Source organism: Bacillus sp. AFS002410, assembly GCF_002556365.1.
Lineage (GTDB): Bacteria > Bacillota > Bacilli > Bacillales > Bacillaceae_G > Gottfriedia.
Window position 1 is genome coordinate 33,219 of sequence record NZ_NUEU01000108.1, and the last position, 21,729, is coordinate 54,947.

Below are 21,729 nucleotides of genomic sequence, written 5' to 3' on the forward strand. Positions count from 1 at the left end.
AGGAGGGAAAATTATGGCAAAAGAAAAAATTCGTATTCGTTTAAAAGCTTATGATCACCGTATTTTAGATCAATCTGCAGAGAAAATCGTTGAAACAGCGAAACGTTCTGGTGCTTCTGTATCTGGTCCGATTCCATTACCAACTGAGAAATCAGTTTACACGATCCTTCGTGCGGTTCATAAATACAAAGATTCTCGTGAGCAATTCGAAATGCGCACACACAAACGTTTAATCGATATCGTGAATCCAACTCCACAAACAGTTGATTCATTAATGAGACTAGATTTACCATCTGGCGTTGATATTGAAATCAAACTTTAATAACATTATATATAAATTCAGGAGGTGTGACTTATGACTAAAGGAATCTTAGGGAAAAAGATCGGTATGACACAAGTATTTGCTGAAAACGGTGAGTTAATTCCAGTAACTGTAATCGAAGCTACTCCAAACGTGGTTTTACAAAAGAAAACTACTGAAACTGACGGTTATGAAGCAATCCAAATCGGATTTGCTGACAAACGTGAGAAATTAGCTAACAAACCAGAAAAAGGACACTCTGCTAAAGCAAACACTGCACCTAAGCGCTTCGTTCGTGAACTTCGCAATGCTGACGTAACAGCTTATGAAGTTGGTCAAGAAGTCAAAGTAGATATTTTTGCAAATGGTGACATCGTTGATGTAACTGGTACTTCAAAAGGTAAAGGATTCCAAGGTAGCATTAAACGCCACAACCAATCTCGTGGACCAATGTCTCACGGTTCTCGTTACCACCGTCGTCCAGGTTCAATGGGTCCTGTTGCTCCGAACCGTGTATTCAAAAACAAAGCTTTACCTGGTCAAATGGGTGGAGAAAAAGTAACTGTACAAAACCTACAAATCGTTAAAGTTGACGTTGAACGTAACTTACTTTTAGTAAAAGGTAATGTACCTGGTTCTAAAAAATCTTACGTAACAATCCGTACTGCGGTTAAATCTAAATAATTAATTTAGAAGAAAGGAGGAAATGAAATGCCTAAAGTTACTATGTTTAATCAAACAGGTGCTCAAGTAGGAGAGATCGAATTAGCAGATGCTGTTTTCGGAATTGCTCCAAACGAACACGTTTTATTTGATGCTGTAATGATGCAACGTGCGTCTTTACGTCAAGGTACTCACAAAGTAAAAACACGTTCTGAAGTACGTGGTGGTGGTCGTAAACCATGGAGACAAAAAGGAACTGGCCGTGCTCGTCAAGGTTCAATCCGTTCTCCACAATGGCGTGGTGGTGGTATCGTATTCGGTCCAGCTCCAAGATCATATTCATATAAATTACCTAAAAAGGTACGTCGCTTAGCGATTAAATCTGCTTTATCTACAAAAGTATTAGAGCAAAGCATGTTAGTGCTTGAAGATTTAGCGTTAAACGCACCAAAAACAAAAGATATGGTTACTGTATTACAAGGCTTATCAGTTCAAAAGAAAGTCTTAATCGTAACAGCTGACCTAAATGAAAACGTAGCTTTATCTGCTCGCAACTTACCTGGTATTACAGTTCTTGCGGCTAATGAAGTAAACGTAATCGACGTTTTACATCATGATACTCTAATCATGACTAAAGCTGCGGTGCAAAAAGTAGAGGAGGTGCTTGTATAATGAAGGATCCTCGCGATATTATCAAACGCCCAGTTATCACTGAAGCTTCTATGGAAGCAATTTCTGAAAAAAAATACACTTTTGAAGTTGATGTAAGAGCTAATAAAACTGAAGTTAAAGATGCTATTGAAGCAATCTTCGGTGTTAAAGTAGAGAAAGTTAACGTAATGAACTACAAAGGTAAGTTTAAACGTATGGGTAAACATGCTGGTTACACTAACCGTCGTAGAAAAGCAATCGTTAAATTAACTACTGATAGCCAAGAAATCACATTATTCGAAGGCGTTTAATACTAATTACTAGAAAAGGAGGGAAATTACGATGGGAATCAAAAAGTATAAACCAACCACTAACGGTCGCCGTGGTATGACTACTAATGATTTTGCTGAGATCACTACTGATAAACCAGAAAAATCATTACTAGCACCACTTAGCAAAAAAGCTGGCCGTAACAACCAAGGTAAAATTACTGTTCGTCACCAAGGTGGTGGACACAAACGTCAATACCGTATCATCGATTTCAAACGAGATAAAGATGGTATACCAGGACGCGTTGCTACAATCGAGTACGATCCAAACCGTTCTGCAAACATTGCTTTAATTAACTACGCTGATGGAGAAAAACGTTACATCCTAGCTCCTAAAAATTTAGTAGTAGGAATGGAAATCGTTTCAGGTTCTGAAGCTGATATTAAAGTAGGTAACGCTTTACCACTTGTAAACATTCCAGTAGGTACTACAATTCACAACATCGAGTTAAAACCAGGTCGTGGAGGACAATTAGTACGTTCAGCTGGTACTTCTGCACAAGTATTAGGTAAAGAAGACCGTTATGTACTAGTTCGTTTAAACTCTGGTGAAGTACGTATGATCTTAGCTACTTGCCGCGCGACAGTAGGTCAAGTAGGTAACGAACATCACGAACTTATTAACATCGGTAAAGCAGGTCGTTCTCGTTGGATGGGTAAACGCCCAACTGTACGTGGATCTGTAATGAACCCAGTTGATCACCCACACGGTGGTGGTGAAGGACGCTCTCCAATCGGACGTAAATCACCAATGTCTCCATGGGGTAAACCAACTCTTGGTTACAAAACTCGTAAGAAAAACAAAGCGTCAGACAAATTTATCGTTCGTCGTCGTAAAAAATAACGCGGTTGTGCTACGGTTCACTAGAACCGTAGGTCAATCACGAAGGGAGGTACCACAATGGGACGCAGCCTGAAAAAAGGTCCATTTATTGATGATCACTTATTAACTAAAGTTGAGAAATTAAACGAAACTGACTCTAAGCAAGTTGTAAAAACTTGGTCACGTCGTTCGACTATTTTCCCACAATTTATCGGACATACTATTGCAGTATACGATGGTCGTAAACACGTACCTGTATATGTATCGGAAGATATGGTAGGTCACAAACTTGGTGAATTTGCTCCAACTCGTACTTACAAAGGTCACGATGCGGATGACAAGAAAACTAGAAGATAATGAGAGGAGGCACTCCAATGCAAGCTAAAGCTGTACTGAGAACAGTTCGTATCGCTCCTCGTAAAGTTCGTCTAGTAGTCGATTTAATCCGAGGTAAACAAGTGGGCGAAGCGATCGCAATCCTTCGACACACACCGAAAACTGCTTCTCCTGTTGTAGAAAAATTATTAAAATCTGCTATTGCTAACGCAGAGCATAACTATGATATGGATGTTAATAACTTATACATCGAAAAAGTATTCGTTGATGAAGGTGCTACTTTAAAACGTTTCCGCCCTCGTGCACAAGGACGTGCTAGCGCAATCAACAAACGTACAAGCCACATTACAATCGTGGTATCAGAGAAGAAGGAGGGATAATCGATGGGACAAAAGGTAAATCCAGTCGGACTTCGAGTTGGTATTATTAAAGATTGGGAATCTAAATGGTACGCTGAAAAAGACTACGCTGATCTTTTACATGAAGATATCAAAATTCGTGAATACATTAGCACTCGTTTAAAAGATTCTGCTGTATCTAAAGTAGAAATCGAAAGAGCTGCTAACCGTGTAAACATCACTGTACACACTGCAAAACCAGGTATGGTAATCGGTAAAGGTGGTTCAGAAGTTGAAGCTCTTCGTAAGGCTTTAAACAAACTTACTGGCAAACGTGTTCATATTAACATCATCGAAATTAAAAGAGCAGATCTTGATGCTAAATTAGTAGCTGAAAACATCGCTCGTCAATTAGAAAACCGTGTTTCATTCCGTCGTGCTCAAAAGCAAGTACTTCAACGTGCTATGCGTGCTGGTGCATTAGGTATTAAAACACAAGTTTCTGGTCGTCTTGGCGGAGCAGATATTGCTCGTGCAGAATCATATAGTGAAGGTACAGTGCCACTTCATACATTACGTGCGGATATCGATTATGCAACTGCAGAAGCAGATACAACATACGGTAAACTAGGCGTAAAAGTATGGATCTACAAAGGTGAAGTTCTTCCTACAAAAAAGAAAGCTTCTGAGGAAGGAGGAAATTAATTATGTTAATGCCTAAACGTGTTAAATATAGAAGAGAACATCGTGGAAAAATGCGTGGACGTGCCAAAGGTGGTACTGAAATTGCATTCGGTGAATTCGGTTTACAATCAACTGAAGCTTCTTGGATTACTAACCGTCAAATTGAAGCAGCGCGTCGTGCAATGACTCGTTACATGAAACGTGGCGGTAAAGTATGGATTAAGATCTTCCCTTCTAAACCTTACACTGCTAAACCTCTTGAGGTTCGTATGGGTAGTGGTAAAGGTGCTCCAGAAGGTTGGGTTGCAGTTGTTAAACCTGGCAAAATTATGTTCGAAATCGCTGGTGTATCTGAAGAGGTAGCTCGTGAAGCACTTCGCTTAGCTGCTCACAAATTACCAGTTAAATGTAAATTCGTAAAACGCGAAGACAATGGTGGTGATTCTAATGAAAACTAATGAGATTCGCGATCTTACTACTGCTGAAATTGAATTAAAAGTGAAATCTCTTAAAGAAGAGTTATTCAACCTTCGTTTCCAATTAGCTACAGGTCAATTAGAGAACACTGCGCGTATTCGTGAGGTTCGTAAAGGTATTGCTCGTATGAAAACTGTAGTACGTGAAAGAGAAATTAACTCTAATAATTAATAATGAGGGGAGGTTTGCACAGTGAGCGAACGTAACCAACGTAAAGTTTACACAGGACGTGTAGTTTCTGACAAGATGGATAAGACAATTACTGTTGTAGTTGAAACTTATAAAACACATAAACTATACGGAAAACGCGTTAAATATTCTAAGAAATATAAAACGCACGATGAGCTAAACGCTGCAAAAGTTGGCGATATCGTAAAAATCATGGAGACTCGTCCATTATCAGCTACAAAACGTTTCCGTTTAGTTGAAATCGTACAAGAAGCTGTTATTATCTAATAGATGATCGGATATCATTCTTAATCCGAAAGGAGGTCAATTTGACATGATCCAACAAGAAACTCGTTTAAAAGTTGCTGACAATTCAGGTGCACGTGAATTACTTACTATTAAAGTATTAGGTGGTTCAGGCCGTAAAACTGCAAACATTGGTGATATCATAGTTTGTACAGTGAAACAAGCAACACCAGGTGGCGTTGTTAAAAAAGGTGATGTAGTCAAAGCTGTTATCGTTCGTACGAAACGTGGTGTTCGTCGTCCAGATGGTACTTACATCCGTTTTGATGAAAACGCAGCTGTTATCATTAAAGATGATAAGAGCCCACGTGGTACTCGTATTTTCGGACCAGTTGCACGTGAATTACGTGATAGCAACTTCATGAAAATCGTATCATTAGCTCCAGAAGTACTTTAATTAATGTACTTTAATAAATACTTCAGAAAGCCTTATTAAGGAGGTGCACGAAGAAGATGCATGTAAAAAAAGGTGATAAAGTTCAAGTTATCTCTGGTAAAGACAAAGGAAAACAAGGTGTGATCCTTGCTGCTTTTCCAAAGAAAAACCGCGTACTTGTTGAGGGTGTTAACATCATTAAAAAACACTCAAAACCTACTCAAGCTAACCCACAAGGTGGCATCATCGAGAAAGAAGCACCAATCCATGTTTCTAATGTTATGGCATTAGATCCAAAAACTGGAGTACCTACACGCGTAGGTTACCAATTAGTGGATGGTAAAAAAGTACGTATTGCAAAAAAATCAGGCGAATTACTTGATAAATAATAGAAATTTGTGAAAGGAGGTCAACTGAATGAACCGCCTAGTCGAGAAATATCAAAACGAAATCACTCCTGCTCTTGTGAGCAAGTTTAACTATAAATCAGTTATGCAAGTGCCAAAAATTGAAAAGATCGTCATCAACATGGGTGTTGGTGAGGCTGTTTCAAATTCAAAAGCATTAGATACTGCTGTTGAGGAATTAACTTTAATCGCAGGTCAAAAGCCTGTTGTAACTAGAGCTAAAAAATCAATCGCTCAATTCCGTCTTCGTGAAGGAATGCCTATCGGTGCGAAAGTTACATTACGCGGTGAGCGTATGTACGAATTCTTTGAAAAATTAGTTGCTGTTACTTTACCTCGTGTACGTGACTTCCGTGGGATCTCTAAAAAGTCATTCGATGGCCGTGGAAACTACACATTAGGTGTTAAAGAGCAATTAATCTTCCCAGAGATTGATTATGATAAAGTAAACAAAGTACGTGGTATGGACATCGTTATTGTAACTACTGCAAATACTGATGAAGAAGCTCGTGAAATGCTAACATTATTTGGAATGCCTTTTCAAAAATAATGAAAGCCAGCGCTAAAGAAGAGGAGGCGAAAACGTGGCTAAAAAATCAATGATTGCGAAACAAAAACGTGCTCAGAAATTTAAAGTACAAGAGTATACACGTTGCGAACGTTGCGGACGTCCACACTCAGTATTACGTAAATTTAAACTTTGCCGTATTTGTTTCCGTGAACTTGCTTATAAAGGACAAATCCCTGGCGTTAAAAAAGCTAGTTGGTAATTCAATAGATATTAGGAAGGAGGTTATCTGAACATGGTCATGACAGATCCTATTGCAGATATGCTTACTCGCATTCGTAATGCGAACATGGTACGTCACGAGAAATTAGAATTCCCAGGTTCTAACCTAAAGAAAGAAGTTGCTGAAATTCTAAAACGTGAAGGTTTCATCCGTGACGTTGAGTACATTGAAGATGATAAACAAGGTATCATCCGTATTTTCTTAAAATATGGTGTGAACAACGAACGTGTTATCACTGGATTAAAAAGAATCTCTAAGCCTGGCTTACGTGTTTACGCGAAAGCTGACGAAGTACCTCGCGTACTTAACGGTTTAGGTGTTGCAATTATTTCAACATCTAAAGGTGTAATGACAGATAAAGAAGCTCGTCAAGCTAAAACTGGTGGCGAAATCTTAGCATACGTTTGGTAATAAAACACAGAGAGAATGGAGGTGTAGTGAATGTCTCGTGTTGGTAAAAAAGAACTTGTAATTCCTGCTGGAGTTACTCTTACTAATAACAACAATACTATTACAGTAAAAGGACCTAAAGGTGAGTTAACTCGTACTTTTAGTCCTGATATGACAATCGAATTAAACGAGAATGTATTAACAGTTGCACGTCCAACTGATAATAAAGAGCACCGTGCTCTTCATGGTACAACTCGTGCTATCTTAGGAAACATGGTTGAAGGTGTAACTAATGGTTATACTCGTAACCTTGAACTAGTTGGGGTAGGTTACCGTGCTACAAAAACAGGTGACAAACTTGTTTTAGCTGTTGGTTTCTCTCACCCAGTTGAGATCACTCCTGAGAATGGTGTTGAAATCGAAGTACCTTCAAATACTAAAATCAGTATTAAAGGTATCGACAAAGAACGTGTAGGCGCACTTGCTGCTTACATCCGTCAAGTACGTCCACCAGAGCCTTACAAAGGTAAAGGTATCCGTTACGAAGGCGAAATGGTTCGTCGTAAAGAAGGTAAAACTGCGAAGTAATCTATAACTAGATAAGAGAAAGGAGTGACCAAGATGATCTTTAAGGCTGATAAAAATGCAGTACGTAAAAAAAGACATGCTCGTGTTCGTACTAAATTATCTGGTACTCAAGAACGTCCACGTTTAAACGTTTATCGTTCAAACAACCATATCTATGCTCAAATCATTGATGATGTTAATGGTGTTACATTAGCAAGTGCATCAACTTTAGATAAAGAATTAACTTTAAATGGTACTGGTAATATCGATGCAGCATCTTTAGTAGGTGGATTAGTTGCAAAACGCGCTACTGAAAAAGGTGTTACTGAAGTTGTATTCGACCGCGGTGGTTACTTATATCATGGTCGCGTAAAAGCTTTAGCTGAAGCTGCTCGTGAAGCTGGTTTACAATTTTAATAAAAGAAGGAGGGACATACATGCGTCGCATTGATCCTAATAAATTAGAGCTTGAAGAACGCTTAGTTACGATCAACCGTGTTGCTAAAGTTGTAAAAGGTGGACGTCGTTTCCGCTTTGCAGCATTAGTAGTTGTTGGTGACAAAAACGGTCATGTTGGTTTTGGTACTGGTAAAGCTCAAGAAGTACCTGATGCAATCCGTAAAGCTGTTGAAGATGCTAAGAAAAATCTAATTAATGTACCAATCGTTGGAACAACAATTCCTCACGTAATTACTGGTCGTTTTGGAGCTGGTGAAGTATTCTTAAAACCTGCTTCTGAAGGTACTGGAGTTATCGCAGGAGGTCCTGTTCGTGCGGTATTAGAACTTGCTGGAGTACATGATATTTTATCTAAATCTCTTGGTTCAAACACACCAGTAAACATTGTACGTGCTACTATCGAAGGTTTAAGTAACTTGAAACGTGCGGATGAAGTTGCTAAATTACGTGGTAAATCTGTAGAAGAATTACTAGGTTAATAAGGAGGGATAACGATGGCTAAACAGTTAGAAATTACCCTTACTCGTAGTGTTATTGGTCGTAAACAAGATCAAATAGCAACAGTTCGTGCTTTAGGAATTACTAAAACAAACCAAACTGTTGTTAAAGAAGATAACGCTGCAATGCGTGGGATGATTAACAAAGTTTCTCACCTTGTATCTGTAAAAGAAATTTAATGAAACATGAATAAGTAAGGAGGTGCCCTAATGAAACTTCATGAATTAAAACCTACAGAAGGTTCTCGTAAAGTATCTAAACGTATCGGTCGTGGTATCGGTTCTGGTACTGGTAAAACTGCTGGTAAAGGTCATAAAGGACAAAACGCTCGTTCAGGTGGCGGTGTTCGTCTTGGATTTGAAGGTGGTCAAACTCCTTTATTCCGTCGTTTACCAAAACGTGGTTTCACTAACATCAACCGTAAAGATTACGCAATCGTTAATGTTGAAACGTTAAACCGCTTCGAAAACGGAACTGAAGTAACTCCTGAGTTACTGATTGAAACTGGTATTGTTCGTAAAGAATTATCTGGTATTAAAATTTTAGGTAATGGTAAGTTAGAAGTTAAACTTACTGTTAAAGCTCACAAGTTCTCATCTTCTGCAGTAGAGGCAATCGAAGCAGCTGGTGGAAATGCTGAGGTGATCTAAAATGTTCCGGACAATCTCCAACTTTATGCGCATTGCAGATATTAGAAAAAAAATATTCTTTACGTTATTAATGTTAATTGTATTTCGTATTGGAACGTTTATACCTGTTCCAAACGTCAACGCTGAGGTTTTAGCTTCTCAAGATAGCTCATTGAGCGTATTTGGAGTTCTAAATACTTTCGGTGGAGGAGCTCTTAAACAGTTCTCGATTTTTGCAATGGGTATAATGCCTTACATTACTGCTTCAATCATTATCCAGTTACTTCAAATGGACGTAGTTCCTAAATTAACTGAATGGTCGAAGCAAGGTGAGATTGGTCGACGTAAACTAACTCAACTGACTAGATACATCACAATTATTCTTGGTTTTGTAGAAGCAATTGGGTTATCAATCAGTATGAATAATGTTACTGGCGGAATGTTAATAGAAAATCCAGGTTGGTCAACCTATCTTTATATAGCAATTGTACTAACAGCTGGAACATCTTTCTTATTGTGGTTAGGTGAGCAGATTACTGCTAAAGGTGTTGGGAACGGTATATCAGTTATCATCTTTGGTGGTATAGTTGCTGCTATACCTAATACAATGAACCAAGTCTATCAGCAACAATTTAAAGGTGCTGGAGACGCGCTATTCTTAAACATTGTGAAAGTTGGCTTAGTTGTTTTAGTTTTACTATTAGTAATCGTAGCTGTAATTTACATCCAACAAGCTAATCGTAAAATTCCGATTCAATATGCTAAACGAAACAATGGTAATAATAGTTATGTTGGAGGACAATCTACTCACTTGCCATTAAAAGTAAATGGTGCTGGGGTTATTCCGGTAATCTTCGCTGTTTCATTTTTAATCACTCCATCAACAATCGCTTCGTTTTTACCTAGTAACAACGTAACTGATTGGATTAAAACGCATTTTACGTATAACAATCCATGGGGAATGGCATTTTATTTAATCTTGATCATTGCATTCACTTATTTTTATACTTTTGTTCAGGCTAACCCAGAACAAATGGCTGAAAACTTACAGAAGCAAGGTGGCTATATCCCAGGCATTCGCCCAGGTAAAAGCACTCAAGAATATATCATTAAAGTCTTATATCGCTTAACTTTCGTAGGAGCTATTTTCTTAGCTGTCATCGCTTTATTACCAATTGTATTTGGTAAAATTGCGAACTTACCACCTTCAGCTCAAATTGGAGGAACAAGTTTACTAATCGTAGTCGGAGTTGCACTTGAAACAATGAAACAATTAGAAAGTCAGCTTGTTAAGAGAAACTACAAAGGCTTTATTAAAGATCGAGCGTAGGGAATTGATTATTTTCCCTATTGCTCACCTAATTTAGAGGAGGATTAACCATGAATTTAATTCTAATGGGACTTCCTGGTGCAGGCAAAGGCACACAAGCTGAGAAAATTGTCGAAAAATACGGCATTCCTCATATATCTACTGGCGATATGTTCCGTGCAGCGATTAAAGACGGCACAGAACTAGGTCTTCAAGCAAAATCGTTTATGGATCAAGGTCATCTTGTTCCCGATGAGGTAACAATTGGTATTGTACGTGAACGATTAGCAAAAGATGATTGCCAAAACGGTTTCTTATTGGATGGCTTTCCTAGAACAGTTGCGCAGGCTGAAGCACTAGAAGAGACTCTGAAAGTAATGAATCGTAAAATTGACTTCGTGTTAAACATTCATGTAGACCAACAACTTTTAATTGAACGTTTAACAGGTCGTCGTATTTGCAAAGAATGTGGAGCTACTTATCACTTAATTTTCAATCCTCCTGTTGAAGAAGGTATTTGCCCAAAATGTGGTGGAGAACTTTATCAACGTGCGGATGATAATGAAGAAACAGTTGCGAACCGTCTTGAAGTAAATATCAAACAAACTCAGCCTTTACTTGATTTTTATAATAACCTTGGTTATGTAAAAACAATTCAAGGTGAACAAGAGATTAACAAAGTTTTTACGGACATTGATAATCTTTTAAAAGAGTTAGTTTAATAATTGAACGATAGGATCGTCGTTCCATGGGTATGACGTTTTGTCGTTTCGTCAAAACTGATACTATTATTTAAAAGCTTAAACTTAGCTTTGCTTGGAACGATTGATATAACATAGGTCTTTTGTAGGCCAAAAAATCTCCAACTTATCAGAGCACTTTGGCTTAATGTTCCTAAGCGTATGTTTGCCTACAAGCAAGCTACTGATTTGAAGAAAGGAGAATGCCCTAATGGCGAAAGATGATGTAATTGAAATTGAAGGTACCGTTACGGAAACACTTCCGAATGCGATGTTCAAAGTTGAATTAGAAAATGGTCATGTAGTTCTTGCACACGTTTCTGGTAAAATTCGTATGAACTTCATTCGTATTCTTCCAGGTGACAAGGTAACTGTTGAACTATCTCCATATGATTTAACTCGTGGCCGTATTACGTACCGTTTTAAATAATAAATATGCACTCCGTAATCTACAAGGAGGTTGAAATCATGAAAGTGAGACCATCAGTAAAACCAATCTGTGAAAAATGTAAAGTTATCCGCAGACGTGGTAAAGTAATGGTAATTTGTGAAAATCCAAAACATAAACAAAAACAAGGTTAATAAAGAAGGAGGTGCACTAGAATGGCTCGTATTGCTGGTGTAGATATTCCTCGCGACAAACGCGTGGTTGTTTCTTTAACTTATGTATACGGAATCGGTCGTGCAACTTCTGAAAAAATCTTAGCTGAAGCTGGTATTTCAGAAGACACACGTGTACGTGATTTAACAGAAGAAGAATTAGGTAAAATTCGTGAATTAGTCGACAAGTTAAAAGTTGAAGGGGATCTTCGTCGTGAAGTTTCTTTAAACATTAAACGTTTAATCGAAATTGGTTCATATCGTGGTATTCGCCACCGTCGTAACTTACCTGTTCGTGGTCAAAACACTAAAAACAATGCTCGTACTCGTAAAGGCCCACGCCGTACGGTAGCGAACAAGAAGAAATAATATTTTTTAAGTAAAGGAGGGTATTCAACATGGCACGTAAAACAAATGTACGTAAACGTCGTGTGAAAAAGAATATTGAAGCTGGTACAGCTCATATTCGTTCAACTTTCAATAACACAATCGTAACAATCACTGATGTTCATGGTAACGCAATTTCTTGGTCAAGTGCTGGAGCATTAGGTTTCAGAGGTTCTCGTAAATCTACTCCTTTTGCTGCACAAATGGCTGCTGAAACTGCTGCTAAAACTTCTATGGAACATGGTTTAAAAACTCTTGACGTAACGGTTAAAGGTCCGGGTGCTGGTCGTGAGGCTGCTATCCGTGCTCTTCAAGCTGCTGGTCTTGAAGTAACTGCTATCAGAGACGTTACTCCAGTTCCACATAACGGATGCCGTCCACCAAAACGTCGTCGTGTATAATTTGTCTGTATAAATTTTCAAAAATTGTCTATAATGGATTATGATATATGTTTGGCAAATATTAACAGACATCTCTTGTTGTGCACAATTAGGAACTGCCTAATAGGGACTTTCGGTTAGCATCGTCTAACCGAGGGTTTCGACGTTTTGAAGGAGGGTTTAAAAAATGATTGAAATCGAAAAGCCGAAAATCGAAACGGTTGAGATCAGTGACGATTCCAAATATGGTAAATTCGTTATTGAACCACTTGAGCGTGGATATGGTACAACGCTGGGTAACTCCTTACGTCGTATCCTTTTATCCTCACTTCCTGGTGCCGCTGTAACTGCTATTCAAATTGATGGCGTGCTACATGAGTTCTCTACAGTTGAAGGTGTTGTAGAAGACGTTACAACAATTATTCTTAATGTGAAAAAACTTGCTCTGAAAATTTATTCAGATGAAGAAAAAACATTAGAAATTGATGTACGCGGAGAAGGACCAATTACTGCGGCCGATATTACGCATGATAGCGATGTTGAAGTTCTAAATCCAGATCTTCATATTGCAACTCTTGCTAAAGATGCTCATTTACGTATGCGTCTAACTGCTAGACGTGGTCGTGGATACATCCCTGCAGATGGTAACAAAAGAGAGGATCAAGCAATAGGTGTTATTCCTATCGACTCGATTTACACTCCAGTGTCTCGTGTCACATACCAAGTTGAAAATACACGTGTGGGACAGGTTTCAAATTTCGATAAGTTAACACTTGATGTTTGGACTGACGGAAGCATTGGACCTAAAGATGCAATCGCACTTGGTTCAAAAATTCTTACTGAACACTTAAACATTTTTGTAGGTTTAACTGACGAAGCTAAAAATGCAGAAATCATGGTCGAAAAAGAAGAAGATCAAAAAGATAAAGTCCTTGAAATGACGATTGAAGAACTTGATCTTTCTGTTCGTTCATATAACTGCTTAAAGCGAGCAGGTATTAATACAGTACAAGAGCTTGCTAATAAGACAGAAGAAGACATGATGAAAGTACGTAACTTAGGTCGTAAGTCTTTAGAAGAAGTAAAACATAAGTTAGAAGAGTTAGGTCTAGGCCTGCGTAAAGAAGACTGATTGTAGCTTCGATAAAGGGAGAGGCGTTCTCTTCATGTCTATATGACCCAATTTTGATACTACTTACAAAGGAGGGAACTAGAAATGGGATACAGAAAATTAGGACGTACTAGCTCACAACGTAAAGCTATGTTACGTGACTTAGCTACTGACTTAATCATTAACGAACGTATTCAAACAACTGAAACACGTGCGAAAGAATTACGTTCAGTTGTTGAAAAAATGATTACTTTAGGTAAACGTGGAGATTTACATGCTCGTCGTCTAGCTGCTGCTTACATCCGTAATGAAGTTGCTAACGCTGAAACTAATCAAGACGCTTTACAAAAGTTATTTGCTGACATCGCTCCTCGTTACACTGAGCGTCAAGGTGGATACACTCGTATCGCAAAAATTGGTCCTCGTCGCGGAGACGCAGCACCAATGGTTGTTATCGAATTAGTTTAATATTCGTATACAAAAGGGCTCGACGTTTCTTGTAAACATGTCGTTGCCCTTTTTTTCTGTTTACTTTTAGACTATTATATATCTATAAACAATGAGAAATTATAGGTGAAATAATGAGAAAAGATAGTATTAAAGTAGATAACATATCTTTTAAATATCCACAGGCACAATCGAATGCAGTTCATTCTGTATCATTTAACATAAAGGAAAATGAATGGATTGCAATCGTAGGTAGAAATGGGTCGGGAAAGTCAACATTAGCAAAACTTTTGAATGGATTAATTTTACCCGAAGAAGGCCAAATAGTGATTGATGAGGAGATTACCTTATCAGAGCAAACAATATGGGATGTTCGAAAGAAAATAACGATGGTATTTCAAAATCCTGATAACCAATTTGTTGGGACAACAGTAATTGATGATATAGCATTTGGATTAGAGAACCATGGTGTCGATAAAGCAGAAATGGATCGTCGCATCGAAGCGGTTCTTAATATCGTCAAAATGAATGATTTTAAACTTCATGAACCACATTCACTTTCTGGTGGTCAAAAGCAAAGAGTAGCGATAGCAGGATCATTAGCGATTCAGCCTAGTATATTAATATTGGACGAAGCTACTTCAATGTTAGATCCCTTTGGAAGAAAAGAAGTAATCGAAACTATTCGTAATTTACATAAGGAAATTAATATGACAGTTATTTCGATTACACATGATATAGAAGAAGCTATACATGCAGACCGTATTTTAATTATGCATGATGGTCATTTAGTTCAAAGCGTCACTCCAGAAGAGCTTTTAAAGACAGAGTTTTCCCTAGAGTCGCTTGGATTAGCATCTCCTTTTACAAATAACCTTTCTAATTTATTGATAGAAAAAGGTTTACCTTTGAGACAAGACCATCTAGAGCAAGAAAGCTTGGTGAGCGAATTATGCAAATTACTTTTGAAAAAGTAGGATATACTTATCAGCCGAAGACACCGTTTGAGCATCGTGCTCTTTACGATATAGATGTAACGATACCTGATGGGTCTTACTACGCTGTAATTGGTCACACAGGCTCAGGTAAATCTACCTTTCTGCAACATTTAAATGGCCTCTTACAACCAACTGAGGGAATCGCCAAAATAGACGATATAACCCTTGTATCAAATAAGAAAAACAAAAATTTAAAATCATTAAGAAAAAAAGTAGGATTAGTATTTCAATTTCCAGAACAGCAATTGTTTGAAGAAACCGTTGAAAAAGATATTTGCTTTGGTCCGATGAATTTTGGTGTTTCTGAAGACGAAGCCAAAAAAAGAGCAAAGGATTTAATTGAAAAAGTAGGTTTAAGTGAAGATTTTTTAATGAAGTCACCATTTGAGCTAAGTGGTGGTCAAATGAGAAGGATTGCCATAGCTGGAGTATTAGCAATGGAACCGGATGTACTTGTATTAGATGAACCGACTGCTGGACTTGATCCTAGTGGCCAAAAGGCGTTAATGGATATGTTTTATGAATTACACAAAGAAAAGGGGCTTACGATCATTTTAGTGACCCATAGCATGGAAGATGCAGCAAGGTATGCTGATACAATCCATGTGCTTCAAAAAGGTACTACGTACTTAAAGGGAAGTCCTTTAGAAGTATTTTCATTCGAAAGTGAATTAGAGGAAATTGGCTTACAAATACCACTTTCTTTAAAATTCCATCAAGAGCTAAATCAAAAATTAGGTATTAACGAAAAAGCAACAAGCTTAACAATTGAACAACTCGCTGATTATATAGCGAGTCTTTATAATGGGGAAACAACATGAATAGTCTAATAATCGGAAAATATATACCAATCGATTCACTCATTCATCGTCTAGATGCTAGAGCAAAACTTCTAACAATGTTTTTATTTATATTTATTGTTTTCTTTGCAAATAATTTTGTTACCTACGGTGTTTTATTACTATTCTCGATTATCACAGTATCACTATCGAGAGTACCGCTTAATTATTATTTAAAAGGATTAAGAGCAATCTGGTTGTTAGCAGCGTTTACGTTTTTATTGCATGTATTTACAAATAAAGAAGGGCCTTTGATTTATCATTTTGGTTGGATTGAAATCCATAAAGAAGGTATTATCCAAGGGATTTATATATCGGCGAGATTTTTTCTTTTAGTTTCAATTACAACTTTACTGACATTAACAACAAATCCAATCGAAATTACAGATGGGCTGGAGTCATTATTTAACCCTTTTAAAAGATTTGGTCTACCAGTGCATGAAATGGCTTTAATGATGTCCATTTCATTGCGATTTATACCAACGCTTATGGAAGAGACCGAAAAGATTATGAAGGCACAGTCATCAAGAGGAGTGGATTTCTCATCGGGTCCAATAAAAGACAGATTAAAAGCGTTAGTCTCCTTACTTGTACCGTTATTTATTCATTCATTTAAACGAGCTGAAGACTTAGCAGTTGCGATGGAAGCTAGAGGTTACCAAGGTGGAGAAGGACGATCAAAGTTTCGGGTAATGAAGTGGCATTTACGTGATACAGCATGTTTACTTGCATTACTGATTTTATTTTTATTATTATTGTTTTTACGTAAGTGATGGAGATTGATAAGTTATGAATCGAATTAAATGTATAATTTCATATGATGGCACCTTATTTAGTGGATACCAAGTTCAACCAAACCAGAGAACCATTCAAACTGATATTGAAACAGTTCTAACTAAAATGCATAAAGGGAACCCTATAAAAATCCATGCCTCAGGTAGAACAGATACTGGCGTACACGCAGTAGGTCAAGTTATTCATTTTGATAGTGAATTTAATCTTTTACCTGAAGCATGGAAGAGAGCCTTAAATGCACAACTACCTAAAGATATTTATATTAAATCGGTAGAAATTGTTGATGACAAATTTCATTCTAGATTTGATGTTGTTCGGAAAGAATATCGATACTTTATTTGGAATGAGAAGGACGAAAATATTTTTTCGAGAAATCAGCATTATTTTTTCCCATTTGAGCTAGATATTGTTAAAATGCAAGAGGCACTTAATTGTTTATTAGGTACTCATGATTTTAGTTCATTTTGTGCATCGAATACCGATATAAAGGAAAAAGTACGCACCATATACAAAGGTACCATTAATAAATCAGAGCAAGGAATTGTCATTGCTCTTGAAGGAAATGGATTTCTATATAATATGGTAAGAATAATTGTTGGAACACTAATTGAAGTTGGTCAAGGAAAACGCGACGTAATTAGTGTGAAAAACGCATTATTAGCATGCGATCGAGCCAAGGCTGGCAAGACTTCACCGCCTAATGGATTATTTTTATGGAAAGTTGATTATAACAACTAATCCTGGTGTAACATTTGCTTGACATTAGAAGGTAGAAAGTTTAATATTAAATACGGTATTGTTTTAAGAACCACGATTAGCCCCGGAACCAGTCGTGTTATAGATAAACAATAAAAACAATTTTACTTTATGTATATTGTATTAGGAGGAAATTAGAATGCGCACAACTTATATGGCAAAAGCTAGCGAAGTTGAACGTAAGTGGTTCGTTGTAGACGCTGAAGGAAAAACTTTAGGTCGTCTTGCAACTGAAGTAGCTACTTTACTTCGCGGTAAGCACAAACCAACTTTCACACCACACGTTGATACAGGTGATAACGTAATCATCATCAATGCTGAGAAAGTTGAATTAACAGGAAACAAATTAAACAATAAAATTTACTACCGTCACACAATGTATGCTGGTGGTTTAAAAGAGCGTACAGCTTTAGAAATGCGTACTAACTACCCAGTTAAAATGCTTGAATTAGCTGTTAAAGGTATGCTTCCAAAAGGACGTCTTGGACGTGCTCAAGTTAAAAAATTACACGTGTATGCTGGTAACGAGCATCCACACCAAGCACAAAAACCAGAAGTTTACGAACTTCGCGGATAATTATAAAAGGAGGGCATTCACATGGCACAAGTACAATACTATGGCACAGGACGTCGTAAAAGCTCAGTAGCTCGTGTACGTTTAGTTCCTGGCGAAGGACGCGTTATCATTAACGGTCGTGATTTTGAAGATTACATCCCATTCGCTGCATTAAGAGAAGTTGTTAAACAACCACTTGTTGCAACTGAAACTTTAGGTAGCTATGATATTTTAGTAAACGTTAACGGTGGTGGATACACTGGTCAAGCTGGTGCAATTCGTCACGGTATCTCAAGAGCTTTATTACAAGTTGATCCTGAATACCGCGGAACTTTAAAACGCGCTGGATTATTAACTCGTGATGCACGTATGAAAGAGCGTAAAAAATACGGTCTTAAAGGTGCACGTAGAGCTCCTCAGTTCTCAAAACGTTAATTTTCATATACGTTCAAAACTCCTTTCCACAATGTGGACAGGAGTTTTTTTATTTTTTTAATGCTTTTCACTAGTATTAGTACTTTCTTGATTACTGTCCTTTCTAACGTTCGCCAATTTATTGTCCCTCCTATTCATACGTCGTCGAAGCATTTTATGAAACTTTTTCAAATAATTTCAAAAGTCCTTGTAGGTTTTTGTATTGTTTTGTAGGTTTACATATAGAATTAGGTATGTATTTCATTAAAATGTTTGAAAGCGTTAACAAGGGGGATTTATATATGAAAAAATTTGGTTTAGCTACTCAAATTTTTATAGCGTTGATATTAGGTATTATTGTTGGGGCACTAGTATATGGAAATGAAACGGCCACTTCGTATATTCAGCCAATCGGTGATATTTTTATTCACTTAATCAAAATGATCGTTATGCCAATAGTTATTTCAGCATTAATAGTTGCTGTGGCTGGAGTAGGGGATATTAAGAAGTTAGGAAAACTTGGGGGAAAGACACTTCTTTATTTTGAAATTATTACGACGATCGCACTTGGAGTTGGGTTGTTAGCGGCAAACTTATTCCATCCTGGTAAAGGTGTAGATATGAGCCATCTACAAAAAGGTGACATTTCAGCATATGAACAAACAGCAACTGCAACACAACAAAGTGGTTTTGCAGAAACAATCGTTCATATCTTCCCAAAAAATGTGTTTGAGTCGATGGCACAAGGTGATCTTTTACCGATTATTTTCTTCTCTGTTCTTTTCGGTTTAGGAGTAGCAGCAATCGGAGAAAAAGGAAAGCCTGTTTTAGGATTTTTTGAAGGCGTATTAGAAGCAATGTTTTGGGTGACAAATCAAGTTATGAAAACTGCTCCAATCGGAGTATTCGCGTTAATTGCAGTAACAGTTGCAAAGTTCGGTGTAGGTACTTTATTACCACTTGGGAAGCTTGTTATAGCTGTTTATATAACTGTAGCATTTTTTGCTATTGTTATTTTAGGTATTAATGCTAAAATGACAGGGACGAATATTTTTACGCTAATTAAGATTTTAAAGGACGAGCTGATTCTTTCCTTTACAACAGCAAGTTCGGAAGCAGTACTTCCAAACATTATGAAAAAAATGGAGCAAATGGGTTGTCCAAAGGCAATCGTATCTTTCGTTATTCCGACTGGATATTCGTTTAATTTAACGGGGTCAGCTATCTACCAAGCTCTTGCTGCGTTATTTGTTGCTCAGATGTATAATATACACATGACATTTATGGAGCAGGTTACGTTATTATTTGTACTAATGCTTACATCAAAAGGGATGGCCGGTGTCCCTGGTGCATCGTTCGTAGTTGTACTGGCAACACTAGGTTCAATGGGATTACCTTTAGAAGGAATCGCATTAATTGCAGGTATTGACCGTATTTTAGACATGGTTCGTTCTGCAGTAAATGTATTAGGAAACTCATTAGCGGCAATCACAATGGCTAAATGGGAAGGCGAATACGATAAAGATAAAGCGCAAGCATTTATTGATTCATATAAGGAATCAAAAGTTGCGTAAAGATGGGAGAAAAACAAATGGCGGCTACTGAAATTAAACCAAACATACGTATTGAAAAAGATTTCTTAGGGGAAAAAGAAATTCCAGCAGATGCCTACTATGGTGTCCAAACATTACGTGCAGTTGAAAATTTTCCGATTACTGGATATAAAATTCACGAAGAGCTTATTAAGGCTTTAGCAATTGTAAAGAAGGCAGCTGCACTTGCTAATGTGGAAACAAAACGTCTTTATGAGGGAAATGGTAATGCAATTGCAGAAGCTGCTCAAGAAATTATTGATGGCAAATGGCATGATCAGTTCATTGTAGATCCTATTCAAGGTGGCGCAGGTACATCAATGAATATGAATGCAAATGAGGTTATTGCTAATCGTGCGCTTGAAATTTTAGGCAAAGAAAAAGGTGACTATTTCTGTATTAGTCCAAACACCCATGTAAATATGTCGCAGTCTACAAATGATGCATTTCCAACTGCAATTCACATCGCGACTTTAAATATGTTAGATAAATTATTAAATACGATGAAATATATGCACGATGTATTTGAGTTAAAGGCAAAAGAATTTGATCATGTTATTAAAATGGGTCGTACTCACTTACAAGATGCTGTACCGATTCGTTTAGGACAAGAGTTCGAAGCTTATTCTCGAGTTCTTGCACGTGATATAAAACGTATCGAACAATCACGTCAGCACTTATACGAGGTAAATATGGGAGCTACAGCGGTTGGGACAGGCTTAAATGCTGATCCTCGCTATATTGAACTTGTTGTTAAGCAACTTGCTGAAATTAGTGGCTTATCACTTGTTGGAGCTGAGCATCTTGTTGATGCTACTCAAAACACTGATGCTTACACAGAAGTATCGGCTGCTCTTAAAGTATGTATGATGAATATGTCTAAAATTGCGAATGATTTACGTTTAATGGCTTCTGGTCCACGTGCAGGCCTTGGTGAAATTTCATTACCAGCACGTCAACCAGGTTCATCCATTATGCCAGGAAAAGTAAATCCTGTAATGGCTGAAGTAATTAACCAAGTTGCATTCCAAGTAATCGGTAATGATCATACAATTTGTTTAGCATCAGAAGCAGGACAATTAGAATTAAATGTTATGGAGCCTGTACTAGTATTCAATTTACTTCAATCAATTAACATTATGAATAATGCATTCCGTGCATTTACTGATAACTGTTTAAAAGGAATTGAAGCAAATGAAGACAGAATGAAAGAATATGTAGAGAAGAGCGTTGGACTAATCACAGCTGTTAATCCACATATCGGCTATGAAGTTGCTGCAAGAATTGCGAGGGAAGCAATTCTAACAGGAAAGCCAATTCGTGAACTTTGCTTAAAATATGATGTGTTATCAGAAGATGAGCTGGATTTAATTTTAGACCCATTTGAAATGACTCACCCAGGTATTGCTGGTGCAGTTCTTTTAGAGCGTCAATAAATCACTCAGACAGCATTCTTTGTTGGTTAGCCTGTTTGAGGCGCTTGTTACCATTCAACGGTAACTCTGCGCTTCTACAGGCTTAGCTTATTGAAAGACAAATGTTTTTCAATCAGAATGACAATTTTTAAAAGGGAAGGGCGAAGAGCCCTTTTTTGCTTAACTTAAATAGATAA

General features: G+C 37.4%; 37 protein-coding genes. All 37 read left to right on the top strand.

The features are described 5' to 3' along the window. Window positions 1–13 precede the first annotated feature (13 nt). The 37 genes from rpsJ to aspA all read left to right on the top strand — a co-directional run bounded on the left by rpsJ (window position 14) and on the right by aspA (window position 21,553). On the top strand, window positions 14–322 hold the full coding sequence (rpsJ, locus tag CN692_RS25090; protein ID WP_056467407.1) for a 30S ribosomal protein S10: 309 nt from the start codon (window positions 14–16) through the stop codon (window positions 320–322). Between the two features lie 33 nt (window positions 323–355). Then, entirely contained in the window at window positions 356–985 is a 630-nt protein-coding gene (gene rplC / locus CN692_RS25095; RefSeq protein ID WP_098121855.1) for a 50S ribosomal protein L3, read from the top strand. Between the two features lie 27 nt (window positions 986–1,012). Beyond that, a complete protein-coding gene (gene rplD, locus CN692_RS25100; RefSeq protein WP_098121856.1) occupies window positions 1,013–1,636 on the top strand; it encodes a 50S ribosomal protein L4 in 624 nt (207 codons plus the stop codon). Continuing rightward, window positions 1,636–1,926, top strand: coding sequence for a 50S ribosomal protein L23 (rplW, locus tag CN692_RS25105; RefSeq protein WP_098121857.1), 291 nt, complete (start codon window positions 1,636–1,638; stop codon window positions 1,924–1,926). Before rplD ends, rplW begins: the two co-directional genes overlap by 1 nt. Window positions 1,927–1,957: 31 nt before the next feature. Further along, window positions 1,958–2,788: a 50S ribosomal protein L2 gene (gene rplB, locus CN692_RS25110; protein ID WP_098121858.1), complete on the top strand. Its 831-nt coding sequence runs from the start codon at window positions 1,958–1,960 to the stop codon at window positions 2,786–2,788. Between the two features lie 57 nt (window positions 2,789–2,845). Continuing rightward, window positions 2,846–3,124 (top strand): 30S ribosomal protein S19, encoded by a 279-nt coding sequence (gene rpsS, locus CN692_RS25115; protein ID WP_056467422.1) that lies wholly within the window; start codon window positions 2,846–2,848, stop codon window positions 3,122–3,124. A gap of 17 nt (window positions 3,125–3,141) precedes the next feature. Next, on the top strand, window positions 3,142–3,483 hold the full coding sequence (rplV, locus tag CN692_RS25120; RefSeq protein ID WP_056467425.1) for a 50S ribosomal protein L22: 342 nt from the start codon (window positions 3,142–3,144) through the stop codon (window positions 3,481–3,483). A 3-nt stretch (window positions 3,484–3,486) separates the two neighbouring features. Continuing rightward, window positions 3,487–4,146, top strand: a complete 660-nt coding sequence (rpsC, locus tag CN692_RS25125; RefSeq protein WP_098121859.1) for a 30S ribosomal protein S3 — start codon at window positions 3,487–3,489, stop codon at window positions 4,144–4,146. A 2-nt stretch (window positions 4,147–4,148) separates the two neighbouring features. After that, entirely contained in the window at window positions 4,149–4,583 is a 435-nt protein-coding gene (gene rplP / locus CN692_RS25130) for a 50S ribosomal protein L16 (protein WP_056467431.1), read from the top strand. Beyond that, window positions 4,573–4,773: a 50S ribosomal protein L29 gene (gene rpmC / locus CN692_RS25135; RefSeq protein ID WP_088044553.1), complete on the top strand. Its 201-nt coding sequence runs from the start codon at window positions 4,573–4,575 to the stop codon at window positions 4,771–4,773. The genes rplP and rpmC overlap by 11 nt, the downstream gene beginning before the upstream one ends. A gap of 21 nt (window positions 4,774–4,794) precedes the next feature. Then, window positions 4,795–5,058, top strand: a complete 264-nt coding sequence (gene rpsQ, locus CN692_RS25140) for a 30S ribosomal protein S17 (protein WP_098121860.1) — start codon at window positions 4,795–4,797, stop codon at window positions 5,056–5,058. A gap of 46 nt (window positions 5,059–5,104) precedes the next feature. Next, on the top strand, window positions 5,105–5,473 hold the full coding sequence (gene rplN, locus CN692_RS25145) for a 50S ribosomal protein L14 (protein WP_088003815.1): 369 nt from the start codon (window positions 5,105–5,107) through the stop codon (window positions 5,471–5,473). Between the two features lie 56 nt (window positions 5,474–5,529). After that, window positions 5,530–5,841 carry a 50S ribosomal protein L24 gene (rplX, locus tag CN692_RS25150; protein WP_098121861.1) on the top strand — a complete coding sequence of 104 codons (312 nt, stop codon included), beginning with the start codon at window positions 5,530–5,532 and terminating at the stop codon, window positions 5,839–5,841. 28 nt (window positions 5,842–5,869) lie between these two features. Continuing rightward, window positions 5,870–6,409, top strand: a complete 540-nt coding sequence (gene rplE, locus CN692_RS25155; protein WP_098121862.1) for a 50S ribosomal protein L5 — start codon at window positions 5,870–5,872, stop codon at window positions 6,407–6,409. A 34-nt stretch (window positions 6,410–6,443) separates the two neighbouring features. Next, a complete protein-coding gene (locus CN692_RS25160; RefSeq protein WP_056467450.1) occupies window positions 6,444–6,629 on the top strand; it encodes a type Z 30S ribosomal protein S14 in 186 nt (61 codons plus the stop codon). A 33-nt stretch (window positions 6,630–6,662) separates the two neighbouring features. Next, a complete protein-coding gene (gene rpsH / locus CN692_RS25165) occupies window positions 6,663–7,061 on the top strand; it encodes a 30S ribosomal protein S8 (protein WP_098121863.1) in 399 nt (132 codons plus the stop codon). 30 nt (window positions 7,062–7,091) lie between these two features. After that, window positions 7,092–7,628 carry a 50S ribosomal protein L6 gene (gene rplF, locus CN692_RS25170; RefSeq protein ID WP_098121864.1) on the top strand — a complete coding sequence of 179 codons (537 nt, stop codon included), beginning with the start codon at window positions 7,092–7,094 and terminating at the stop codon, window positions 7,626–7,628. A 33-nt stretch (window positions 7,629–7,661) separates the two neighbouring features. Next, a complete protein-coding gene (gene rplR, locus CN692_RS25175; RefSeq protein ID WP_098121865.1) occupies window positions 7,662–8,024 on the top strand; it encodes a 50S ribosomal protein L18 in 363 nt (120 codons plus the stop codon). A gap of 20 nt (window positions 8,025–8,044) precedes the next feature. Continuing rightward, window positions 8,045–8,545, top strand: a complete 501-nt coding sequence (gene rpsE, locus CN692_RS25180; protein ID WP_056467462.1) for a 30S ribosomal protein S5 — start codon at window positions 8,045–8,047, stop codon at window positions 8,543–8,545. Window positions 8,546–8,560: 15 nt separating this feature from the next. Then, on the top strand, window positions 8,561–8,743 hold the full coding sequence (gene rpmD / locus CN692_RS25185; RefSeq protein WP_088070790.1) for a 50S ribosomal protein L30: 183 nt from the start codon (window positions 8,561–8,563) through the stop codon (window positions 8,741–8,743). Window positions 8,744–8,773: 30 nt separating this feature from the next. After that, window positions 8,774–9,214, top strand: coding sequence for a 50S ribosomal protein L15 (gene rplO, locus CN692_RS25190; protein WP_098121866.1), 441 nt, complete (start codon window positions 8,774–8,776; stop codon window positions 9,212–9,214). A 1-nt stretch (window position 9,215) separates the two neighbouring features. Then, window positions 9,216–10,523 carry a preprotein translocase subunit SecY gene (secY, locus tag CN692_RS25195; protein WP_098121867.1) on the top strand — a complete coding sequence of 436 codons (1,308 nt, stop codon included), beginning with the start codon at window positions 9,216–9,218 and terminating at the stop codon, window positions 10,521–10,523. Between the two features lie 50 nt (window positions 10,524–10,573). Further along, window positions 10,574–11,224 carry an adenylate kinase gene (locus CN692_RS25200; RefSeq protein WP_098121868.1) on the top strand — a complete coding sequence of 217 codons (651 nt, stop codon included), beginning with the start codon at window positions 10,574–10,576 and terminating at the stop codon, window positions 11,222–11,224. Window positions 11,225–11,453: 229 nt separating this feature from the next. Then, window positions 11,454–11,672 carry a translation initiation factor IF-1 gene (gene infA / locus CN692_RS25205; RefSeq protein WP_056467475.1) on the top strand — a complete coding sequence of 73 codons (219 nt, stop codon included), beginning with the start codon at window positions 11,454–11,456 and terminating at the stop codon, window positions 11,670–11,672. Window positions 11,673–11,710: 38 nt separating this feature from the next. Continuing rightward, window positions 11,711–11,824 (top strand): 50S ribosomal protein L36, encoded by a 114-nt coding sequence (gene rpmJ, locus CN692_RS25210; protein ID WP_000868344.1) that lies wholly within the window; start codon window positions 11,711–11,713, stop codon window positions 11,822–11,824. Between the two features lie 21 nt (window positions 11,825–11,845). Beyond that, window positions 11,846–12,211 (top strand): 30S ribosomal protein S13, encoded by a 366-nt coding sequence (gene rpsM / locus CN692_RS25215; protein WP_098121869.1) that lies wholly within the window; start codon window positions 11,846–11,848, stop codon window positions 12,209–12,211. Between the two features lie 29 nt (window positions 12,212–12,240). Further along, on the top strand, window positions 12,241–12,630 hold the full coding sequence (gene rpsK / locus CN692_RS25220; protein WP_098121870.1) for a 30S ribosomal protein S11: 390 nt from the start codon (window positions 12,241–12,243) through the stop codon (window positions 12,628–12,630). 166 nt (window positions 12,631–12,796) lie between these two features. After that, window positions 12,797–13,741: a DNA-directed RNA polymerase subunit alpha gene (locus CN692_RS25225; RefSeq protein ID WP_056467484.1), complete on the top strand. Its 945-nt coding sequence runs from the start codon at window positions 12,797–12,799 to the stop codon at window positions 13,739–13,741. 84 nt (window positions 13,742–13,825) lie between these two features. Further along, on the top strand, window positions 13,826–14,188 hold the full coding sequence (gene rplQ, locus CN692_RS25230) for a 50S ribosomal protein L17 (protein ID WP_098121871.1): 363 nt from the start codon (window positions 13,826–13,828) through the stop codon (window positions 14,186–14,188). 113 nt (window positions 14,189–14,301) lie between these two features. Continuing rightward, entirely contained in the window at window positions 14,302–15,144 is an 843-nt protein-coding gene (locus tag CN692_RS25235; RefSeq protein WP_098121872.1) for an energy-coupling factor ABC transporter ATP-binding protein, read from the top strand. After that, on the top strand, window positions 15,120–15,986 hold the full coding sequence (locus CN692_RS25240) for an energy-coupling factor ABC transporter ATP-binding protein (RefSeq protein WP_098121873.1): 867 nt from the start codon (window positions 15,120–15,122) through the stop codon (window positions 15,984–15,986). Before CN692_RS25235 ends, CN692_RS25240 begins: the two co-directional genes overlap by 25 nt. Further along, the gene (cbiQ, locus tag CN692_RS25245) at window positions 15,983–16,777 is read left to right on the top strand and encodes a cobalt ECF transporter T component CbiQ (RefSeq protein ID WP_098121874.1); all 795 of its coding nucleotides are present in this window, start codon (window positions 15,983–15,985) and stop codon (window positions 16,775–16,777) included. Before CN692_RS25240 ends, cbiQ begins: the two co-directional genes overlap by 4 nt. Before the next feature lie 16 nt (window positions 16,778–16,793). Further along, a complete protein-coding gene (gene truA / locus CN692_RS25250; RefSeq protein WP_098121875.1) occupies window positions 16,794–17,537 on the top strand; it encodes a tRNA pseudouridine(38-40) synthase TruA in 744 nt (247 codons plus the stop codon). Window positions 17,538–17,694: 157 nt separating this feature from the next. Then, the gene (rplM, locus tag CN692_RS25255) at window positions 17,695–18,132 is read left to right on the top strand and encodes a 50S ribosomal protein L13 (protein ID WP_098121876.1); all 438 of its coding nucleotides are present in this window, start codon (window positions 17,695–17,697) and stop codon (window positions 18,130–18,132) included. Between the two features lie 21 nt (window positions 18,133–18,153). Further along, window positions 18,154–18,546, top strand: a complete 393-nt coding sequence (gene rpsI / locus CN692_RS25260) for a 30S ribosomal protein S9 (RefSeq protein WP_056467505.1) — start codon at window positions 18,154–18,156, stop codon at window positions 18,544–18,546. Between the two features lie 281 nt (window positions 18,547–18,827). Then, complete coding sequence (locus CN692_RS25265; protein ID WP_098121877.1) at window positions 18,828–20,099, top strand: cation:dicarboxylate symporter family transporter; 1,272 nt, start codon at window positions 18,828–18,830, stop codon at window positions 20,097–20,099. Between the two features lie 17 nt (window positions 20,100–20,116). Continuing rightward, complete coding sequence (gene aspA, locus CN692_RS25270; RefSeq protein WP_098121878.1) at window positions 20,117–21,553, top strand: aspartate ammonia-lyase; 1,437 nt, start codon at window positions 20,117–20,119, stop codon at window positions 21,551–21,553. Window positions 21,554–21,729: the final 176 nt, after the last annotated feature.

Coding starts and splice junctions, on each gene's coding strand:
- rpsJ (WP_056467407.1), top strand. CDS start 14: ATGGCAAAAGAAAAAATTCGTATTCGTTTAAAAGCTTATGATCACCGT.
- rplC (WP_098121855.1), top strand. CDS start 356: ATGACTAAAGGAATCTTAGGGAAAAAGATCGGTATGACACAAGTATTT.
- rplD (WP_098121856.1), top strand. CDS start 1,013: ATGCCTAAAGTTACTATGTTTAATCAAACAGGTGCTCAAGTAGGAGAG.
- rplW (WP_098121857.1), top strand. CDS start 1,636: ATGAAGGATCCTCGCGATATTATCAAACGCCCAGTTATCACTGAAGCT.
- rplB (WP_098121858.1), top strand. CDS start 1,958: ATGGGAATCAAAAAGTATAAACCAACCACTAACGGTCGCCGTGGTATG.
- rpsS (WP_056467422.1), top strand. CDS start 2,846: ATGGGACGCAGCCTGAAAAAAGGTCCATTTATTGATGATCACTTATTA.
- rplV (WP_056467425.1), top strand. CDS start 3,142: ATGCAAGCTAAAGCTGTACTGAGAACAGTTCGTATCGCTCCTCGTAAA.
- rpsC (WP_098121859.1), top strand. CDS start 3,487: ATGGGACAAAAGGTAAATCCAGTCGGACTTCGAGTTGGTATTATTAAA.
- rplP (WP_056467431.1), top strand. CDS start 4,149: ATGTTAATGCCTAAACGTGTTAAATATAGAAGAGAACATCGTGGAAAA.
- rpmC (WP_088044553.1), top strand. CDS start 4,573: ATGAAAACTAATGAGATTCGCGATCTTACTACTGCTGAAATTGAATTA.
- rplN (WP_088003815.1), top strand. CDS start 5,105: ATGATCCAACAAGAAACTCGTTTAAAAGTTGCTGACAATTCAGGTGCA.
- rplX (WP_098121861.1), top strand. CDS start 5,530: ATGCATGTAAAAAAAGGTGATAAAGTTCAAGTTATCTCTGGTAAAGAC.
- rplE (WP_098121862.1), top strand. CDS start 5,870: ATGAACCGCCTAGTCGAGAAATATCAAAACGAAATCACTCCTGCTCTT.
- rpsH (WP_098121863.1), top strand. CDS start 6,663: ATGGTCATGACAGATCCTATTGCAGATATGCTTACTCGCATTCGTAAT.
- rplF (WP_098121864.1), top strand. CDS start 7,092: ATGTCTCGTGTTGGTAAAAAAGAACTTGTAATTCCTGCTGGAGTTACT.
- rplR (WP_098121865.1), top strand. CDS start 7,662: ATGATCTTTAAGGCTGATAAAAATGCAGTACGTAAAAAAAGACATGCT.
- rpsE (WP_056467462.1), top strand. CDS start 8,045: ATGCGTCGCATTGATCCTAATAAATTAGAGCTTGAAGAACGCTTAGTT.
- rpmD (WP_088070790.1), top strand. CDS start 8,561: ATGGCTAAACAGTTAGAAATTACCCTTACTCGTAGTGTTATTGGTCGT.
- rplO (WP_098121866.1), top strand. CDS start 8,774: ATGAAACTTCATGAATTAAAACCTACAGAAGGTTCTCGTAAAGTATCT.
- secY (WP_098121867.1), top strand. CDS start 9,216: ATGTTCCGGACAATCTCCAACTTTATGCGCATTGCAGATATTAGAAAA.
- CN692_RS25200 (WP_098121868.1), top strand. CDS start 10,574: ATGAATTTAATTCTAATGGGACTTCCTGGTGCAGGCAAAGGCACACAA.
- infA (WP_056467475.1), top strand. CDS start 11,454: ATGGCGAAAGATGATGTAATTGAAATTGAAGGTACCGTTACGGAAACA.
- rpmJ (WP_000868344.1), top strand. CDS start 11,711: ATGAAAGTGAGACCATCAGTAAAACCAATCTGTGAAAAATGTAAAGTT.
- rpsM (WP_098121869.1), top strand. CDS start 11,846: ATGGCTCGTATTGCTGGTGTAGATATTCCTCGCGACAAACGCGTGGTT.
- rpsK (WP_098121870.1), top strand. CDS start 12,241: ATGGCACGTAAAACAAATGTACGTAAACGTCGTGTGAAAAAGAATATT.
- CN692_RS25225 (WP_056467484.1), top strand. CDS start 12,797: ATGATTGAAATCGAAAAGCCGAAAATCGAAACGGTTGAGATCAGTGAC.
- rplQ (WP_098121871.1), top strand. CDS start 13,826: ATGGGATACAGAAAATTAGGACGTACTAGCTCACAACGTAAAGCTATG.
- CN692_RS25235 (WP_098121872.1), top strand. CDS start 14,302: ATGAGAAAAGATAGTATTAAAGTAGATAACATATCTTTTAAATATCCA.
- CN692_RS25240 (WP_098121873.1), top strand. CDS start 15,120: ATGCAAATTACTTTTGAAAAAGTAGGATATACTTATCAGCCGAAGACA.
- cbiQ (WP_098121874.1), top strand. CDS start 15,983: ATGAATAGTCTAATAATCGGAAAATATATACCAATCGATTCACTCATT.
- truA (WP_098121875.1), top strand. CDS start 16,794: ATGAATCGAATTAAATGTATAATTTCATATGATGGCACCTTATTTAGT.
- rplM (WP_098121876.1), top strand. CDS start 17,695: ATGCGCACAACTTATATGGCAAAAGCTAGCGAAGTTGAACGTAAGTGG.
- rpsI (WP_056467505.1), top strand. CDS start 18,154: ATGGCACAAGTACAATACTATGGCACAGGACGTCGTAAAAGCTCAGTA.
- CN692_RS25265 (WP_098121877.1), top strand. CDS start 18,828: ATGAAAAAATTTGGTTTAGCTACTCAAATTTTTATAGCGTTGATATTA.
- aspA (WP_098121878.1), top strand. CDS start 20,117: ATGGCGGCTACTGAAATTAAACCAAACATACGTATTGAAAAAGATTTC.